General features: G+C 68.1%; 15 protein-coding genes. 11 read left to right on the top strand and 4 right to left on the bottom strand.

Going from position 1 to position 17974, the window contains the following annotated elements; all coding sequences use genetic code 11:
• Nucleotides 1–8: 8 nt before the first annotated feature.
• Entirely contained in the window at nucleotides 9–1460 is a 1452-nt protein-coding gene (locus tag L2D01_08320; protein ID WBQ08905.1) for a lipopolysaccharide biosynthesis protein, read from the bottom strand.
• Nucleotides 1461–1605: 145 nt separating this feature from the next.
• Here L2D01_08320 and L2D01_08315 point away from each other — a divergent pair, with 145 nt between their 5' ends.
• Together L2D01_08315 and L2D01_08310 are read left to right on the top strand one after the other, a co-directional pair.
• Nucleotides 1606–2676, top strand: a complete 1071-nt coding sequence (locus tag L2D01_08315; protein WBQ08904.1) for a GNAT family N-acetyltransferase — start codon at nucleotides 1606–1608, stop codon at nucleotides 2674–2676.
• The gene (locus L2D01_08310; protein ID WBQ08903.1) at nucleotides 2673–3779 is read left to right on the top strand and encodes a glycoside hydrolase family 5 protein; all 1107 of its coding nucleotides are present in this window, start codon (nucleotides 2673–2675) and stop codon (nucleotides 3777–3779) included. The genes L2D01_08315 and L2D01_08310 overlap by 4 nt, the downstream gene beginning before the upstream one ends.
• Here L2D01_08310 and L2D01_08305 read toward each other — a convergent pair.
• The gene (locus L2D01_08305) at nucleotides 3776–4243 is read right to left on the bottom strand and encodes a CinA family protein (GenBank protein WBQ08902.1); all 468 of its coding nucleotides are present in this window, start codon (nucleotides 4241–4243) and stop codon (nucleotides 3776–3778) included. The genes L2D01_08310 and L2D01_08305 overlap by 4 nt on opposite strands.
• An 8-nt stretch (nucleotides 4244–4251) precedes the next feature.
• Nucleotides 4252–5397 (bottom strand): bifunctional 2-C-methyl-D-erythritol 4-phosphate cytidylyltransferase/2-C-methyl-D-erythritol 2,4-cyclodiphosphate synthase, encoded by a 1146-nt coding sequence (locus L2D01_08300; GenBank protein WBQ08901.1) that lies wholly within the window; start codon nucleotides 5395–5397, stop codon nucleotides 4252–4254.
• An 88-nt stretch (nucleotides 5398–5485) separates the two neighbouring features.
• Between L2D01_08300 and dusB the strand changes: the two genes are divergently transcribed.
• The 9 genes from dusB (at nucleotide 5486) to hflX (ending at nucleotide 17004) form a co-directional block, all read left to right on the top strand.
• Nucleotides 5486–6508, top strand: a complete 1023-nt coding sequence (gene dusB / locus L2D01_08295) for a tRNA dihydrouridine synthase DusB (GenBank protein WBQ08900.1) — start codon at nucleotides 5486–5488, stop codon at nucleotides 6506–6508.
• A complete protein-coding gene (locus L2D01_08290; GenBank protein ID WBQ08899.1) occupies nucleotides 6505–7545 on the top strand; it encodes an ATP-binding protein in 1041 nt (346 codons plus the stop codon). The genes dusB and L2D01_08290 overlap by 4 nt, the downstream gene beginning before the upstream one ends.
• The gene (locus tag L2D01_08285; protein ID WBQ08898.1) at nucleotides 7542–8816 is read left to right on the top strand and encodes a response regulator; all 1275 of its coding nucleotides are present in this window, start codon (nucleotides 7542–7544) and stop codon (nucleotides 8814–8816) included. Before L2D01_08290 ends, L2D01_08285 begins: the two co-directional genes overlap by 4 nt.
• Nucleotides 8817–8886: 70 nt before the next feature.
• Nucleotides 8887–11109 carry a PAS domain-containing sensor histidine kinase gene (locus L2D01_08280; protein WBQ08897.1) on the top strand — a complete coding sequence of 741 codons (2223 nt, stop codon included), beginning with the start codon at nucleotides 8887–8889 and terminating at the stop codon, nucleotides 11107–11109.
• 5 nt (nucleotides 11110–11114) lie between these two features.
• Nucleotides 11115–12527, top strand: coding sequence for a sigma-54 dependent transcriptional regulator (locus L2D01_08275; protein ID WBQ08896.1), 1413 nt, complete (start codon nucleotides 11115–11117; stop codon nucleotides 12525–12527).
• Nucleotides 12524–13897: a Trk system potassium transporter TrkA gene (trkA, locus tag L2D01_08270; protein WBQ08895.1), complete on the top strand. Its 1374-nt coding sequence runs from the start codon at nucleotides 12524–12526 to the stop codon at nucleotides 13895–13897. The genes L2D01_08275 and trkA overlap by 4 nt, the downstream gene beginning before the upstream one ends.
• Before the next feature lie 19 nt (nucleotides 13898–13916).
• A complete protein-coding gene (locus L2D01_08265) occupies nucleotides 13917–15311 on the top strand; it encodes a hypothetical protein (protein WBQ08894.1) in 1395 nt (464 codons plus the stop codon).
• Nucleotides 15312–15415: 104 nt separating this feature from the next.
• Nucleotides 15416–15673, top strand: a complete 258-nt coding sequence (hfq, locus tag L2D01_08260) for an RNA chaperone Hfq (protein WBQ08893.1) — start codon at nucleotides 15416–15418, stop codon at nucleotides 15671–15673.
• Entirely contained in the window at nucleotides 15670–17004 is a 1335-nt protein-coding gene (gene hflX / locus L2D01_08255) for a GTPase HflX (protein WBQ08892.1), read from the top strand. Before hfq ends, hflX begins: the two co-directional genes overlap by 4 nt.
• A 24-nt stretch (nucleotides 17005–17028) precedes the next feature.
• On the opposite strand, the gene mazG is transcribed toward hflX, so the two are convergent.
• Entirely contained in the window at nucleotides 17029–17913 is an 885-nt protein-coding gene (gene mazG / locus L2D01_08250; GenBank protein WBQ08891.1) for a nucleoside triphosphate pyrophosphohydrolase, read from the bottom strand.
• Nucleotides 17914–17974 lie beyond the last annotated feature (61 nt).

Below are 17974 nucleotides of genomic sequence, written 5' to 3'. Positions count from 1 at the left end.
GGCGCCGCTCATGCGCGCACCCCGGTCAGGCGCGCCAGGACAGGCGCAGCGATGAGGGTCCGGCAGCCCGCTGCGTCGAGCGCCAGGGCGAGCAGTCCATAGACGCCAGCCCCGGCGCCGATCTTCAGCGCCAGCTCGGCTGGTGCGCTCTCCAGAGACGGCAGGGCGAGAATCACCGCGCCCATCACCAGCGCCGCGCCGCCCGAGCGCACCCAGTCAGAGACGGGGATGGGCAGGGCGAAGACGGTGCGGCCATGCACGATGCACACAGCCAGCGCCGCGCCATAGGCGATGACCGTGGCCAGCGCCGCGCCGGTCAGCCCCAGAAGCGGGATCAGGATGATGTTGAGCCCCAGATTGAGCGCCGCTGCGCCGGTCATCACCACGGCCATGGCGCGGGGTTTACGGCCCAGCACGTAGGCCTCGTGGAAATAGAAGGTCATGATGCCATTCATCAGGCCGGACAGGGCGATGAAGGGGATGATGCGCGCGGCCTCGCCCGCGATCTCCGCCCCGATCAGCCAGCGCGCGACAGGCTCGGCCACCAGCGCCAGCCCGACAGCGGCGGGAAAGCCCAAAAGGCCCATGAGCGCGCCCGTACGCCGGGCCACGGCCTGGGCGGCGGCGCGGCCCTGATGCTCCAGCGCGGCGACCAGCAAGGGTCCGGTGGTGGTCCCGAGCCACAGAAAGATGATCGACAGGGAGCGGTCCGCCACGGCGTAACCGGCGGCGTAGGCGCCCACCGACGCCTCGCCCATAAAGCCCGCGATCAGGAAGCGGTCGCCCACCGACAGCAAATGCTCGAAAATCAGCGAGAACGCCACCGGCCCGCCATAGGCGAAATAGGCCATCGCGCGCGGGCCGTCGGCGCGGTCACGTTTGGCGCGCGACAGCAGGACCGGCGCATCGATCAGCAAAATGACGAGCCCCGCCAGCGCCATGCCCGCGAATGGACCTGCAGCGCCGAGCCCTGCATGGGCGAACGCCACGCCCAGCGCGAATCCGGCGGTGAGCGTAAAGCTTTCCATGGCGCTATAGCGGCCCGCCTGACGCGCGGCGCGGCGGGTTTCCAGCGCCAGCGTGACGCCGGAGCGGATGATGGTATGGGCCAGCGCAAAGGCGCAGGCGGTGCGCAAGGCGCCGTCAATGGGGATGAAAGCGATCGCCGCGCCAGCGATGACAGCCGCGATCAGGGCCAGGGTTCCGTAGATGCGCCAGGCCGTGAAGGTGTGGCCCGGAAGCCGCCCGCGCGCATCGCAGCGGGCGTGGTGGCGCGCCACGGCGGCATCGAGCCACGTGAACACGGCCGTGCCGATCAGCGCCGCGCCCGCCAGCAGCAGCATGTAGCGGCCATATTCCTCGGGGCTCAGCAGGCGCGTGAACACGATCACGGCGCCAAAGCCCACGACGGCCTGGGCGGCGTAGACCGGGAGGTAGGCGAGGAGGTGGCGGTTCAGCATGATACGTCCAGGAGTGATGTGACCGCCATGCATGCAAGCGACCTGCCGTCAAAACCGATTGGAATGAAGCATGCATGATCGGGCTGAAGACGCCCTTAACCAGACCCGGATCAGAACAGGTCGGGCTCCGATTGGATGCGACGCCATGCTGAACGTGACCGCGGTAAAGCCGAACGACCTGACACCCGCTGAGCGCGAGGCGTGGCAGAGCTTTATCGACGCGGACCCGGCGCTCGCCAGCCCGTATTTCTCGCTTGGCTTTCTGGACGCGGTGGGCGCCGCGCGCCGCGATGTGCGCGTGCTGGCGGCGCGCCAGCGCGGGACAGTTGTCGCGTTCCTGCCGCTCCATGCCGGGCTGATGGGTCATGCGCGTCCGCTGGCCGGGCCGCTGGGCGATCATCACGGCCTGATCGCCGCGCCCGGAATCGACCTGGATCTGGGCGAGATGCTCAAAGCAGGCGGCGTGGGCGTCTATGGCTTCTATGGCGCGCTGGCGGGCCAGGCGCCGTTCCGGCGCCACGCGCTGAATCATGACGGCAGCTGGGTGATTGATCTGTCCGGCGGCTTTGACGCGTTTGTCGAGGCGCGCGCGGCGATTGACGCCAAGGCCTTCCGCAATCTGCGCGCCCGGCGGCGCAAGCTGGAAGGAGCCGAGGGCGGGTTTGAATTCCGCATCGATGATGACCGGCCCGAGGTGCTGGCGGCGGCGCTGGCCTGGAAGTCAACGCAATACAAGCGCACCGGGGTATTCGATGCATTTTCTGTGCGCTGGACGAATGACTTGCTCAATAACATCAAGGCGCATGATTGCCGCCTTCAGGTGTCGAGCCTGGAGATTGGCGGGCGGCTCGCCGCAGTCCATGTGGGCATGCGCACGCGATCGGTGCTGCACTACTGGTTCCCGGTCTATGACCCTGAGTTTTCAAGCTTCGGTCCCGGCCTCGCCCTGCTGATGGAGATATGTGAAGCCATGGCGGCGGATGGCGTGACCGAGGTGCATCTGGGCCCCGGCGATTATGACTTCAAAGCCCAGCTGGCCAGCTGGCAGATCGGTCTGGTGAGCGGCTTCGCCGGGCAGGGCGCGCCGCTGGCCGTGCAGCGCGCGGCGCGGGCGCTGGAGCAACGCGCCGAACAATTGCCGCTGGGTGTGGTGGGTCGCCTTCCGGGCAAGGCGTTCCGGCGCATCGATCTGATCGCCGGATTTCACGCGGCATGATCACTCGGCGCACGCTACTGTCGGGGGCTGGCGCGGGGGTGATGCTGGCGGGCACGGCGCAGGCGGTTCCCGCGGGCCTGCGCCTGAACTCGAACAAGCGCGATCTGTGGTCCATGGCCGATGGGCCGCATTTGCGCGGCGCGGTGATCGTGCAGCGCCGGGTGTATCCGTCACTGGATGGCGGAGAGTTTTTGGGCTCCGGCGTGGTGGGCGCGCCGGTGACCGACGAAGCGCTGGATGAGCTGGCGCAGGCGGGCGCCAATCTGATCAGCTGGTCGGGGCCGGGACCGTTTGCGGAATCCGCGCCCTACGGGGTTGATCCCGCGATTGTCGATCATATCGGGCTGTGGCTGGATCGCTGCCGGGCGCGCGGGCTGTTTACGGTCTTGTGCCTGCGTTCGGGGCCGGGACGCAGCGCGTTTGCGTTTCACCCGGACGAGACCTGGTTTCCGGCCGAGCTCTATGACGTTTCAGTGTGGACGCGCGAAGCGGCGCAATCCGCCTGGGCGCAGATGGTGGTGTGGACGCTGCGCGAATTTGGCGGCCATCCGGCGCTGGCGGGCGTGGTGGCGATGGACGAACCCAACGGCATTGACGAAGGCCATGGCGGCGTGTGGGAGCCGTTCGCGGCGCGTATCGCCGGCGCAGTGACGGCGGCGGACGCCGACCGGGTGACGCCGCTCCTGCTCAGCCCCGACCGCTGGGCGCGCACCGCCCACGCGGCCGATCTGCGCGCCGCCGTGGGACCGGGGCCGATCCTGGCCCTGCATGATTACGAGCCCTGGACTTACACCCATCAGGAGCCGAACGAGCGGCTGGGCTTCAGCGCCAGGTATGATGCGCTGACGCGCCCGGACCCCGCGCTGGGGCCCTGGGCCATGATGGAGTTTGGCGCGGTGCGCTATGCGCCCGACCTCACCGATTATCTGGAAGACCGGATCATGGCGTTCGAAGCGGCGGGGGCGAACTGGGCCGCATTCCGCTGGACCCATGGCTGGCGGCCCTATGAGGCGCGCGAGGATTCCATGACCTTGTCTCACAGCCCCGAGGCCATGGCCCTGATGCGCCGGGTCTGGTCGCGCAATTCCCGCCGGCCGTCCTAGGCGAGGGCGTCTCTGAGCAGCTCAAGCGCCGTCTCAACGCTGGCCGCGCGCACGCCGGCGCGGGTGGGATCTGTGAAGCGCTTTTCCAGCGTGAGTGTCGGTTCGCCATTGCGCGCCAGAGCGAACCAGACCAGTCCCACCGGCTTGTCCGCCGAGCCGCCGCCGGGTCCGGCGATGCCGGTGATCGACACGGCGAGGCCGGCGTTCGAACGCGCCAGCGCGCCCTCGGCCATCGCCTGCGCCACAGCTTGCGACACCGCGCCGTGCGCTTCGATCAGCTCTGGCGCGACGCCCAGCATCTCGTTCTTGGCGGCGTTGGAATAGGTGACGAAGCCACGATCCACGACGTCTGACGCGCCCGCCGGATCGGTGAGCGCCGCCATCACCAGCCCGCCCGTGCAGCTTTCCGCCGCCGTGATTATGACCCCGGATTCACGCGCCCGATCAAGGACTTGTTGGGACATCTTCACGTTCATCGCGTCCTCATCGTGACCACGGCCTGGGCCGCCAGCCCTTCCCCGCGCCCGGTAAAGCCGAGGCCTTCAGTGGTGGTGGCCTTGATGTTCACGCGTTCTGGCCGCAGCCCCATCAGGGCGGCGAGGCGCGCCTTCATGGCACCCTTGTGCGGGCCGATCTTCGGGCGTTCGCAGATCAGGGTGACGTCGCAATGGACCGGCGCCAGCCCGGCCTCTCCCGCCAGCTCCAGCGCGTGGGTCAGGAAACGGGCCGAGTCCGCGCCCTTCCACTGCATGTCGCTGGGCGGGAAGTGATCGCCGATATCGCCAAGCCCGGCGGCGCCCAGCACCGCGTCGGTGAGGGCGTGCAGGCCGGCGTCGGCGTCCGAATGGCCCACCAGGCGCAGATTGCTGGCGATGAACACGCCGCACAGATGCAGGCCATCACCCGGCGCCAGGCGGTGCACGTCAAAGCCCGATCCGGTCACGGTTTCGGTTGCGGGCCTGGCCATCAGGCGCTCGGCGCGGTCGAAGTCCGCCGGCCAGGTCAGCTTGAAGTTCATTTCGTCGCCGGGGATGGCGCGCACCTCCAGCCCGTGGGCGCGGGCCAGCGCGGTCTCGTCGGGGAAGCCGGCGCCGTCCGCGGCGTCGAACGCAGCGCGCAGGGCGTCAGTGCGGAACGCCTGCGGCGTCTGCAGGCGCATCAGCCCGTCACGTCCCACCGGCGTCAGGCCGTTGTCTGCCTCACGCGCCAGCGCATCCGCTACGGGCAGAGCCGGCACAGCGCCGGGGGCGTGCGCCAGAGCCTCCAGAAGCGCGTCAATCGTCTGCCGTGTCAGGAAAGGCCGCGCGGCATCGTGGATAAGGACATGCTCGCCTGTGACCGCCGCGAGGCCTGCGCGCACCGAAGCCGAGCGCGTGGCGCCGCCGGACGCAAACCGGGCGCGCGCGGAGAGATCGCCCAATGCGGCCATGATGGCTTCGCGCTGGCCCGGCGCATGGACGACGATCAGCTCATCGCAAGCGGGATGATCGGCCAGCGCCTGCGCGCTCCAGGCGAGAACGGGACGTCCGGCCAGCGTGCGCAGCTGCTTGGGCTGGCCGCCTCCGGCGCGTTCACCGCTCCCGGCGGCCATGATGCAGGCGGAAAATCGCACCGTCACAATGCTCTCCCCATTTGCAGGCCCAAGTCCTCGGCCATTCCGTTAAGGCGTCTGGCCGCGCGCGTCCAGACAGGCTATCTGCTCATGCATGACCAAGCGCGGCGCAGCCCTGAACAGTTTCAAGATCGGCCCGGTCCAGGTGGACCGGCCGGTTGTGCTCGCGCCCATGTCGGGCGTCACCGACTGGCCGTTTCGGCGCCAGGCCTGGCGTTTCGGCGCCGGGCTGGTGGTGACCGAGATGGTCGCCTGCGAGACGCTGGCCCAGGGCCGCAAGGACGTGATCCGGCGCATGAAGGCCGATGGCGGCTGCGGACCACACGTGATCCAGCTGGCCGGGCGCGAAGCCAAATGGATGGCCGTCGGCGCGAAACTGGCCGAAGAGGCCGGCGCCGATATCATCGACATCAATATGGGCTGCCCGGCGCGGCAGGTGACGAAGGGCCTGTCGGGGTCAGCGCTGATGCGCGATCTCGATCACGCCCAGAGCCTGATCGAGGCGACAATTGGCGCCACGTCGAAGCCTGTGACGGTGAAGATGCGCCTCGGCTGGGACCATGACAGCCTGAACGCGCCCGATCTGGCCGCGAGGGCCGAACGCGCAGGCGCGGCGATGGTCACCATTCATGGCCGCACGCGCCAGCAGTTCTATACGGGCGTTGCCGACTGGGCCGCCGTGCGCGCGATTCGTGAGGCGGTGAGCATTCCCGTCATCGTCAATGGCGATATCGCCACGCCAGACGATGCGCGCGAGGCGCTGGCCCAATCGGGGGCGGACGGCGTCATGATCGGGCGGGCCTCTCAGGGCCGCCCCTGGTTGCCCGGCGCCATCGCCGATGCGCTGATGGATGGCGGTGATTTGCGCGAGCCGCCGGTCACTGTCGGCGCACAGTCGCTGTGCGAGGCGCTGAGCGACAGCGTGACGCTGTATGGCGAGGAGCTGGGCGTGCGCATGATGCGCAAGCATCTGGCGAGCTTCATCGACTGGGCCATCGGCGACGTGGACGCCGCCCGCGCCTGGCGGGCCAGTGTGTGCCAGCCGCGCACGGCGGACGAGGTGCGTGTGGCCATGGACATGTTCGTGACGCAACACTGCGACCGCGCCGCCGCATGACAGGCGAGGCGGGAGACCGGCTGGGCGAGGCGGCCCCGGTCGGGCTGGTTCTCGTCGATGGTGAGGGGGTTGTGGTGCACGTGAATCCGCGTGCTGAAATCCTGTTCGGACGCTCCAGACGCCGGCTGACCGGCCAACTGCTCGCCTCATGCGGGCCGGCGGGCGCTGCAGCGGCCCCGCTGGCCCTGCGCGCCATTGCGGAAGGGCGCGAGGTGTTCGCCCATGATCTGCCGGTCGCGACGCAGGACGGGCCCATGCGTCTGGCGGTGGACGCTGCGCCGGACGGTGAGGGCGCGTGCCTGAGCCTGCGTCCCTGGCCGGAAAGCTCGGCCAGTCCGCGCGGCGACACGGCAGCCAGCGCCGCGGCCGGGTTCGGCCGCATGCTGGCCCATGAGCTGAAAAACCCGCTGGCCGGCGCGCGCGGGGCGGCGCAGCTGATCGCGGCGGGCGGGGATGAAGAGACCCGTGAGCTCGCCCAGCTGATCATGACAGAGACCGACCGCGCGCGCCGGATCGCCGAGCGCTGGTGCCATATCGGGGATATCGCGCCACAGGACTTCGCCCCGGTGAATTTGCATGTGCTGGTGCGCGAAGCCGTGCGCTCGGCCATGGCCAGCTCGGGCGCGCAGGTGAGCTGGCAGGAGCGGTTTGATCCGTCCATACCCGATGCCCTGGCCGACCGGGATCTGGTGCTGCAGGCCGTCCTCAACCTTCTGGTCAACGCTGCTGAGGCGTTGGGCGATGACGGAGGCGATGTGGTGGTCACCACACGCTATCGCCAGCCACGGCCCGGCGCGCCGGCGCCCGATGCGCGTCTTGAAATCTCGGTCCATGATGACGGCCCTGGCGTGCCGGAGGCTTTGCGTGACGCCGTGTTCAACCCCTTCGTGACCGGCAAACCGGCGGGCGAGGGGCTCGGCCTTGCCCTGGTGGCGCGCATCGCGGACATTCATGGCGGCGGGGTGGAGTTTGACAGCCGCCCGGGACGGACCGTGTTCCATCTCTATCTGCGCGACGCCGGGAGCGAGGCCCCATGACACGACGCGTGCTGGTGCTGGAAGACGACGACTCGCTGCGCTTTGTGATCTCCAAGGCCCTGTCGCGCGCCGGGTTCGACGTGCGCGCCACGGCCTCGCCCGATACAGCCATGGACCGGATGATCCGGCGTGAAGCCGATGCTCTGGTGGCCGATGTATTGCTCGGCCGGGAGAATTTTCTCGACCGGCTGGACGAGCTCGCCCGCCTGCGCCCCGATGCCCCGGTTGTCGTGATGAGCGCGCAGACAACAGCGGCCACAGCGCTGGGCGCGGCCCGGCGCGGCGCCTACGAGTATCTGCCAAAGCCGTTTAATCTCGATGAGTTGGTGGAGATTCTTGACAAAGCGCTGAGACCTGCTGGCCCACGGACCTCTGCCCGCGAAGAGGACATGTCCGGCCTGGTAGGGCGCGCCCCGGCCATGCAGGAAGCGTTTCAGGCGCTGGCCCGGCTGGCGCGCACGTCTGCGCCGGTGCTGATCACCGGGCCTGAAGGGGCCGGTCGTGCGGCGGCGGGCCGCTGGCTGCACCGCCAGTCCGGAACGTCCGCTCCGCTGGTCGAGGCCGGGCCGGACCGGGCGCGGCGCGATGGACCGGCGCTGCTGAGTGAGGCGGCGGGCGGGGTGTTGCTGATGCGCCGGGCTGAACGGTGGGCAGACGATGTGCAGGATTGGGTGCTGGAGGCGTTGGAAGCCCCCGGGGCGTCGTCGCCCCGCCTGATCGCGACTGCGTCTGCCGGCGTGCGCGATCACCTGCCCCGGGCCCTGATCGAGCGTCTGGCGGTGGGGTATGTCAATCTTCCATCGGTGCGGGCGCGCGGCGATGACCGCGCGCGGCTGTTCGCCTGGTTCCTGGAACAGGGTGGGCAGGGCGGCTGGACGCTCAGCCCCGAGGGCGCTGCCTTCGTGAACGCGCAAGCCTGGGAGGGCGAGGTGCTGCAGATCGAACGGACAGCGCAGCGCATCCGGGCGCAAGGTCTGCGCGGTGAGGTGGGCCCGGACGAGATCGCGCGGGCCATGGCCGGCCCCACGCCGCCGGATGCGCGCGAAGCGCTGGAAGACGCAGCCGTGCGCCGCCTCGCGCAGGCCTGGGCCGCGGGATCTGCTGACTCGCTGCGCGATGTGCTGGAAACCGCCGAGCGCGCGGCCCTGAACGCCGCGCTGGAAGCCGCGGGCGGGGTGCGTCAGGACGCGGCCCAGCGCCTGGGCATGAACCGCAATACCTTCGCCCGCCGGCTTGCCGCGCTGGGGCTGGATGGCGAGACTGCGTCCTGAACGTCACAGGTGTTGAATCCCGGCCACAGCTCGGTCATGATCTCTCTGGCTAGGATACGGGAGTCTCTCTTTGACCACAGCGCTGTCCGCGCCTGCAGCCATTCGGCGGATATCGGTCTTCGCCGTCGTGTTCGTCATGGCGGCGGGCGGCGTGATCGCGCTGGCCCTGATGTCGGTCAGCGCCGGCACGGTCTGGGAGCCCACCGGTCTGTTATTCCGATCCCTGCTGGCCATCACGATTCTGGTGGTCGCCGGCCTTGCCATCGCGGTCGCCCTGCGTCTGGGCCGCCAGCTGCGCGGGCGCAAATTCGCCGAACCCGTGCCGCGCCTGCAGATGCGCTTCATCACCCTGTTCGCCGTGGCGGCCATTGCGCCGGCGGTGCTGATGGCGGGCTTTCACGCCCTGGTGCTCAATCGCGGCATTGAATTCTGGTTTGGGGAACGGGTGACCACCCTGGTCGACGCGTCGGCCGAGCTGGGCCGCGAATGGCCCAATGTGGCGCTGAGCTTTGTGCAATTGCAGATGGGCTCGCTGGCTGAAGACCTGTCCGACCCGGCGGCGGTGCAGGGTCTGCAGGAAAGCCGCATTCTCTATCGTAACTACCTGACCCAGCAGGCGATGCTGCGCAATTTTCCGGCGGTCTATGTGATCGACAGTCAGGCCACGGTGCTGGCGCGCAGCGACGAGGCGCCCGATACGCCGGCCTTCGCCGCGCCGACCCGTTTCATGTTCGAAGTGGCCAATGACGGCGATATCGGCGCCTCCGATCCGGTGACGCGCCCCGATGCGCCTGACTATCTGCGCCTGCTGATCGCCATGCCAGAATATGGCGACGCCTATCTCTATGTCGTCTGGTACGAGGACTTTTCGCTGCTGTCGGCGCCCCAGGCGGCCATTGCGTCCTTCCGCGAGGCGGTGCAGCGCGAGCAACAGATGCGCGGCAGCTTCTTCATCGTCTACGCGCTGGCGGCGATCCTGATCTTTATCGGCGCAGTCTGGCTGGCGCTCAGCGCATCCCAGCGGGTGACGGCGCCGGTCAGCAGGCTGGTGTCTGCCGCCGAGCGCGTGCGGCGCGGCGATCTGGACGTGCGGGTGCATGTGGCGCGCGAGGATGACGAGATCGCGGCGCTGGGCCGCGCCTTCAACCGCATGACCCGCCAGCTCTCCAGCCAGCGAAAGGCGCTGCTGGAGACCAATACCGAAAACGAACGCCGCCGCGCCTTTATCGAGGCCGTGCTGACCGGCGTCAGCGCCGGGGTGATCGGTCTTGACTCACAGATGCGCATCACCCTGATCAATCGCGCGGGCGCCCAGATGCTGGGCCATGAGCCCGAGGAGCTGGTGGGCCAGCCTCTGGAAGAGGGCGCGTCAGTGTTTCTGGACGTGGTCGATGAGGTGGCGCGCCGGCCTTATGAAATCGCCGAGCGCCAGATCGACATCCCCAACGCCGACGGCGCGGTGATGAATCTGAATGTGCGCGCAGGTCCCGACGAAGAGGGCGGCGTGGTGCTGACGTTTGACGATGTCACCCGTCTGGTCGGCGCCCAGCGCAATGCGGCCTGGCGCGATGTGGCCCGGCGCATCGCCCACGAAATCAAGAACCCGCTCACCCCCATCCAGCTTTCAGCCGAACGCCTGCGGCGCAAATACCGGCGCACGGTCAATGAGGATGATCTGGAGATCTTTGACCGCTGCATCGACACGATTGTGCGTCAGGTCAGCGATATCGGGCGCATGGTCGACGAATTCTCATCCTTCGCCCGCATGCCTGCGCCCAAGATGGAGGCGGCGGACCTGAGCGAGATTGCCCGCTCGGCCGTTTTCGCGCAGCGCGTAGCGTCTCCGTCCATCCGGCTCACCCTGGACGGGCCGGAACCCGGGCCGCTGGTGGAGTGCGACTCCCGACTGGCGGGCCAGGCTTTGGCCAATATCCTGAAAAACGCCGCCGAAAGCGTCGCCTCGCGCATGGAGCGCGACAGCGCCAAGGCGCCGGGCCAGATCGCGGTACGGGTGTTTGAACACGAGGGCTTCGGTTTCATCGAGGCGCGTGATGATGGCCTCGGCTGGCCGGTGGCCGACAAGGCGCGCCTGACCGAGCCCTATATGACCACACGCGAAAAGGGCACGGGGCTGGGCCTGGCCATCGTACGGCGCGTGATGGAGGATCATGGCGGACGCCTTGATCTGGACGATCCCGCGCCGGGTGACACCGGCGCTGTCGTGCGTTTGGCCTTTCCCTTGCTTGAAACGCGTGCCGGGCTCGACAGCCCGCAAGCGCGTGCGGAGGCGTAATACTGATGTCGCGGGATATCCTGATCGTGGACGACGAGGCCGATATCCGGGAGCTCATCGGCGGGCTTCTGGAGGATGAGGGCTATGAGGCGCGCTATGCCGGCGACGCCGACAGTGCGCTGGCCGCCGTGCGCCAGCGCCGGCCCTCGCTGGCCATTCTTGATGTCTGGCTTCAGGGCTCGCGGCTGGACGGGATCGAGCTGCTGGACGAGATCAAGCGCACCGATCCGCTTTTGCCCGTGGTTGTGATCTCAGGCCATGGCACCATCGAGACGGCTGTGGCGGCCATCCGCAAAGGCGCCTACGATTTCATCGAAAAGCCGTTCAAATCCGACAAGTTGCTCATCACGGTCGAACGCGCCCTCGAAGCCAGCCAGCTGCGCCGGGAGAATGCCGAACTGCGCGCGCGCTCTGAGATGCAGACCGATCTGGTGGGCCGTTCGGCGGCGATCCTCACCTTGCGCCAGACCATAGACCGGGTGGCGCCGACCAATTCGCGCGTGCTGATCTCCGGACTGCCGGGTACGGGCAAGGAGTTGATCGCGCGCATGATCCACGCGGCCTCCAGCCGCGCCAAGGGCGATTTCGTCCCCGTCAGCGCCGCGCTGATGGATCCTGACCGGGTGGAGCTGGAGCTGTTCGGCGCCGAGCGCGACGGCGTGGTGGAGCGCACCGGGCATCTGGAAGCGGCCCATGGCGGGACGCTGTTCCTGGATGAGGTCGGCGACATGCCGCTGGCGACCCAGGGCAAGCTGTTGCGCATGCTGGTGGAACAACGCTTCCGGCGCGTGGGCGGCGCGGCGGATGTGGAAGTGAATGTGCGCGTGCTGTCGTCCACGGCGCGTGATCTGCGCAGCCTGATCAGCAAGGGCCGGTTCCGCGAGGATCTGTATCACCGCCTGGCGGTGGTCCCCATCGAGATCCCGACCCTGGCCGAGCGCCGCGACGACATCCCGCATCTGGTGGAGCATTTCATCGAACGCCTGACCGCCATGACCGGCCTGCCGCGCCGGCGCATCGGCGAGGACGCCATGGCCGCGCTGCAGGCCCATGACTGGCCGGGCAATGTGCGCCAGCTGCGTAATAACGTGGAGCGCCTGCTGATCCTGGCGTCTGGAAGTCCCGACGAGCCGGTGACGCTGGATCATCTGCCGGGCGAGGTGGCGGGCCGTTCCACCAGCGCCAGCACGGGCCTCGACGCCGAGCGCATGATCGCCCTGCCGCTGCGCGATGCGCGCGAAAGCTTCGAGCGGGAATATCTGCGCGCGCAGATCAGCCGGTTCGGCGGCAATATCTCGCGCACGGCGTCCTTCATCGGCATGGAGCGCTCGGCGCTGCATCGCAAGCTCAAGACGCTGGGCGTGGCCGAGCCGGGACGCGGAGAGGGCGACGATCCTGACGCGGACGCCCAGTCATGAAAGCGGTGGTCTGCGGCGCCGGACGCGTCGGTCACGGGATTGCGCGTGAGCTCGCCAGCGAGGGCAATGCCGTCACCGTGGTGGACTGGTCGCGCGAGCTCATTGACAAGGTGACCACCGATCTCGATGTGCGCGGCGTGGTCGGCCATGGGGCCCATCCGGACGTGCTGGAACGCGCCGGGATCGCCAATGCCGATCTTCTGGTCGCGGTCACCTATTCGGACGAAACCAACATGGTGGCCTGCCAGGTCGCCAAGACCCTGTTCGATACGCCCACGCGCATCGCGCGGGTGCGCGCCCAGAGCTATCTCGACAAACGCTGGGGCGATCTGTTCTCCACCGGCGGCCTGCCCATTGATGTCACCATCTCGCCCGAACTGGAGGTGAGCCGGTCCATCCTGCAGAGGCTGGAGACCCCCGGCGCCTTCGCCACCGCGCCGTTCGCCAATTCGCGCGTCCAGATTCTCGGCCTGCGTGTCGATGAGCAGTCGCCGGTGGCGGGCAGTTCTCGCGATCAGCTGCTGGAGCTGTTCCCCGATCTGGGGTTCGATCTGGTGGGCATTCAGCGCGACAAGACGATCTTCATCCCCGGCGCCACCGACCAGCTCATGCCCGGCGATGACGCCTATGTCAGCGTCCAGGCCGCCCATGTGAAGCGCGCGCTGGATGTGTTCGGGCGTTCGGCTCAGCGCGCCCGGCGCGTGGTGATCGTGGGCGCGGGCAATATCGGGCTCTATGTGGCGCGCGCTCTGGAGCGCGTCAGCGGCGTGCGGGTGCGAATCATCGAGCGCGACAAGGCCCAAGCCGAGCGCGCGGCGGATGTGCTGCGCAAGACCGTGGTGCTGCACGGCGACGGCATGGACCGCGACATCCTGCGCGAGGCGGGTATTGAGGATGCAGAGCTCGCCCTGTGCCTGACCAATGACGACAAGGTCAATCTTTTGAGCGCCGTGATGGCCAAGGGCGAGGGGGCCGAGCGCTCGGTCTGCCTGGTCAATGAAGAGGCGTTCAAGTCGGTGCGCGGCGCGCTGGGCGTCAATGTCATGATCGACCCGCGCGAGGTGACGGTCTCCACCATTCTCCAGCATATCCGGCGCGGCCGGATCACCGGCCTGCAATCGCTGGCCGGAGGCGCGGCTGAAGCGCTCGAAGGCGTGGCGCTGGCGACCTCGCCGCTGGTGGGCAAATCCCTGAATGCGCTGGAACTGCCCGAGGACGTGGCGATCTGCGCGCTGGTGCGGGGCGACGCGGTTCATTTCGCCCGGGAACCGGTGCAGATTGAAGAGAATGACCGCGTGGTGTTCTTCGCCCTGAAGGGCGCGGTGTCCAAGGTCGAACAATTGTTCCGGGTCAGCCTGCAATACTTCTAACCCGGTCGGGGGACGCGTCATGGCCCAGTCACCGCGCCTTGTCAGAGCGCTCGGCTGGTGCGCGCTGTTCCTCGGCGCGGCCGCCACGCCGTTTATCCTGTTCGCGTGGGTAGAGGGCGCGCGCCTGGAGGCCGAAGGCTTTCTGGCGACCGCACTGGGCGGGGTGTTCGCCGGCGGCGTCACGCTGGCGGGCACCGCCGGGACGGCAAGACCCGCCACAGCGTCCGCTTCTCTGCGTCTGGCGCTGCTTCTGTGGCTCGTCGCGCCGCTGCTGGCTGCGCCGCCGCTCATGGCCGCCTCCCGAGACGTCATGACCGGCGTGTTCGAGGCCTATTCGGCGCTGACCACCACCGGCGCCGTCCTGTTTGCGCCTGAAGAGCTGTCGCGCGCCGGCGTGCTGTGGCGCTGCCTGCTGGCCTGGTTCGGGGGGCTCGGCAGTCTGGTGCTGGCCGTGACGGTGTTCGCCGCGCTGGAAGACACCGGATCGGGACTGCGGCGCACTAGCCTGCTCACCATCGAGCGTGCAGATCTGTTCACCAATTTCGGGCCGGCCCTGAGGCGTCTGGGTGCGGCCTATCTGGTGGTCACCGCCGCCGGCTTCGTGCTGCTGGCGGCGGCCGGCGCGGACGCGTTCGACGCGCTGTGTCTGGCGCTGTCGGGCATGTCGACCGCAGGTCTGGCGCCTCAGAGCGGACCGCTGGCCGGGTGGCTGGCGCCCGGGGCGATCTTTGTGCTGGCCTTGCTGTGCGTGCTGGGGGCGTGGAACTTCGCCGCCTTTTACGAGATTCTGGTGCGCCATCGCGCCCGCACGGCGTCCGGCGAGCTGCGCGCCATGGCGCTGGTGACGGCGGCGATCGCCGCCATCGCCGGGCTGGCAGCCGGCGCAGGCGCCGTGCTGCCGGCGGGGCTGGATACGATTTTCGCGATCACCACCAGCGGGTTTCAGGCCACCCAGCACTTTGTTCTGCCCGTTCCGGTGCTGATCTTCCTGGCGCTGATCGGGGGATCGGCGGTGTCCACGGCCGGCGGGCTGAAGATGACCCGCGTGCTGATCCTGATGCGCCGCGCCTGGGGCGAGGTGACCTTGCTGGCTCACCCGTCGGCCGCGGTGCGCAGCCGCTATGGCGGCCGCACGCTGACCGACAGCGCGTTCGCCAGCGTCGCTGTCTATGCCCTGGCCTACCCGGTGGCGCTGGGGGCAGGGGCTGTGCTGATCGCGGCCACCGGCATCGGGTTTGAGGACGCCTGGCGCGCCGCGGGAGCGGCGATCGCCAATGCCGGACCGCTGGCCGGGCCGGCGTATGAAAGCATGCAGCCTGCAGGACTGGTGATCGCCATCTTGCTCATGGTGCTCGGGCGGCTGGAAATTCTGGCGGCGTTCGCGGCGCTGGGGGTGATATTTGCGGGCGATTGAGCCTGCGTGATGCAGGTGAACATGGTTGCAGTGCAGCGAAACCGTGGTTACCTGTTGCGTCGTGGGTCGGCCGTCGGCCGGACAAGCTGGGCTTAGCAGGGCTGATGTCTAACGATAAGAAACAGAACCTTCAGGATGTCTTCCTGAATACAGTGCGCAAGACCAAGACGCCTTTGACCATATTTCTGGTCAATGGAGTCAAGCTGCAGGGCGTTGTAACCTGGTTCGACAACTTCTGCGTCCTCTTGCGCCGCGAAGGGCAGATCCAGCTGGTGTACAAGCACGCCATTTCCACCATCATGCCGAGCCAGCCGGTCCAGCTGTTCGACAAGGATGAGGCGGACGAAGAGAACGCTGATTGATCGAACGTCAGGCTCAGGCCGATCACGCGCTGGTCTTGCTGCCGCTGGTCGCGAAGATGGATTCTGCACGCGCTGACGCGCGGCTGGAAGAGGCCTGCGGGCTCGCCGAGGCGCTGGATCTGGTCACGGTCGAAGCGCGGATCGAACCGGTCCGCAAACTCTATGCCGGCGCCTATTTCGGCTCCGGCAAGCTGGATGCGCTGGCCGAACGCGTCGCCGAGCTGGAAGCCGGCGTGGTGATCATCGACACCGCGCTCAGCCCCGTACAGCAGCGCAATCTGGAAAAGCGCCTGAACGCCAAAGTGGTCGACCGCACCGGGCTGATTCTGGAAATCTTCGGACGCCGCGCCCAGACCCGCGAAGGCCGTCTGCAGGTGGAGCTGGCGCGCCTGTCCTATGAGCGTTCGCGCCTGGTGCGCACCTGGACCCACCTGGAGCGCCAGCGCGGTGGACGCGGCTTCCTGGCCGGGCCGGGCGAAAGCCAGATCGAAACCGACCGCCGCCTGATCTCCGACAAGATGGCCAAGTTGCGCCGCGAGCTCGACGAGGTCGTGCGCACGCGCACGCTTCATCGCAAGAGCCGTCAGGCTGCACCCTGGCCGACTGTGGCGCTGGTGGGCTACACCAATGCGGGCAAGTCGACGCTATTCAATTTGTTGTCGCGCGCGCAGGTGCTCGCGAAGGACATGCCCTTCGCCACGCTGGACCCGACCGTGCGCGCCATCCGCACCGGGTCCGGGCGCAAGCTTTTGATCTCCGACACAGTGGGTTTCATCACCGATCTGCCCACTGAACTCATCGCGGCGTTCCGCGCCACGCTGGAGGAGGTGAGGGAGGCCGACGTCCTCATCCATGTGCGCGACATGGCCGATCCCGACAATGAGGGGCGCAAGCGCGACGTGCTCGACGTGCTCGAGGCGCTCGGCGCGGGGCCTCAGTCGGGCCAGACCATTATCGAAGCCTGGAACAAGGCGGACCGGCTGGACGAGGATGTACGCGAAGACCTGATGTGGCGCGCAAGGGCGACCAGCAACCGCCCCGAAGAACCCCATGCCGTGCTCACCTCGGCCGTCTCCGGCGACGGGGTGGAGGCGCTGATGAACCTCGTAGACAGCGCCCTGTCGGAAGACGACTTCATCCTGCGCGTGAAGGCTGGGCCGTCAGACGCGGCCGCCATGGCCTGGATCCACGAGCATGGCGAAATTCTCGATGAACGCTCGGAAGCCGATACCGGACTGGTCCATGCCGTGGTGCGGCTGAGCCAGGCGGATGCCGGCCGGTTCTGCACGCGGTTTCCGGGGCTGGGCCAGGCGGTTCGCGAGCGGTCCTGACGCGGTCGCCACGCGCCGCGTCGCTCAGCTTTTGCGCTCTTCCAGCTTGGCTGCGAGCCAGTGAGATTCCATCACGTCCAGATCGACATCGATGCAGGTTTTCCCTTCTGCGGCAAGGCGTTGTTCAATCCATCGGAATCGGCGCTCGAACTTCGCGTTGGCGCTGCGCAAGGCTGCTTCGGGGTCCACCGACAGCTTGCGCGAGAGGTTGGAGATGACGAAGAGGAGATCGCCCAGCTCCTCGGCCACATGGTCCTGATCACCTGAGGCAATGGCCTCGCGAACCTCGCCAAGCTCCTCATCCAGCTTGTGAAACACCTCGTCAGCCGACGGCCAGTCAAAGCCGACGCGCGCCGCGCGTTTGGTCAGCTTTTCCGCGCGCACCAGCGCGGGCAGGGCGAGGGGGATGTTGGCCAGCAGCGAGGTGTCGTTTGCGCCTTTCTCCGCGCGCTCCTCAGCCTTTTGCGCCTCCCACGCGCGGGTCTGGCTGGCCGCATCGCGCTCCTCGCCATCGCCAAACACGTGGGGATGGCGCCGGACCATCTTGTCGGAAATCCCGGCGGCGACATCCTCGAAGCGGAAATGCCCGGCTTCATGCGCCATCTGGCTGTGAAACACGACTTGGAGCAGGAGATCGCCCAGCTCCTCGCGCAGATCGTCCATATCGCCACGCTCAATGGCGTCGCAGACCTCATAGGCTTCTTCCAGCGTGTAGGGCGCGATGGACTTGAAGTCCTGCTCCAGATCCCACGGGCAGCCGCCGTCCGGATCACGCAGCGCCTCCATGATGGAGAGAAGGCGCGCCATGGGGCCGGCGGTGGGGTCATTCACCGGAGTGCGCGCGTGTCGCGTTTCGTCGGCCGGTTGGGGCGCGGCGCTGGCGGGGACGTCGGTGGATGGGGTCATCATGATCGCTCTATATTTTGCGCATAAGATATATTATGAGAAGGCCGGGATCCGATAACGGCTG

It is taken from the genome of Hyphomonadaceae bacterium ML37, assembly GCA_027627685.1.
Lineage (GTDB): Bacteria > Pseudomonadota > Alphaproteobacteria > Caulobacterales > Maricaulaceae > Oceanicaulis.
Note: the sequence above shows the minus strand (reverse complement) of the source record. Positions and strands in the feature narration are given on the sequence as shown.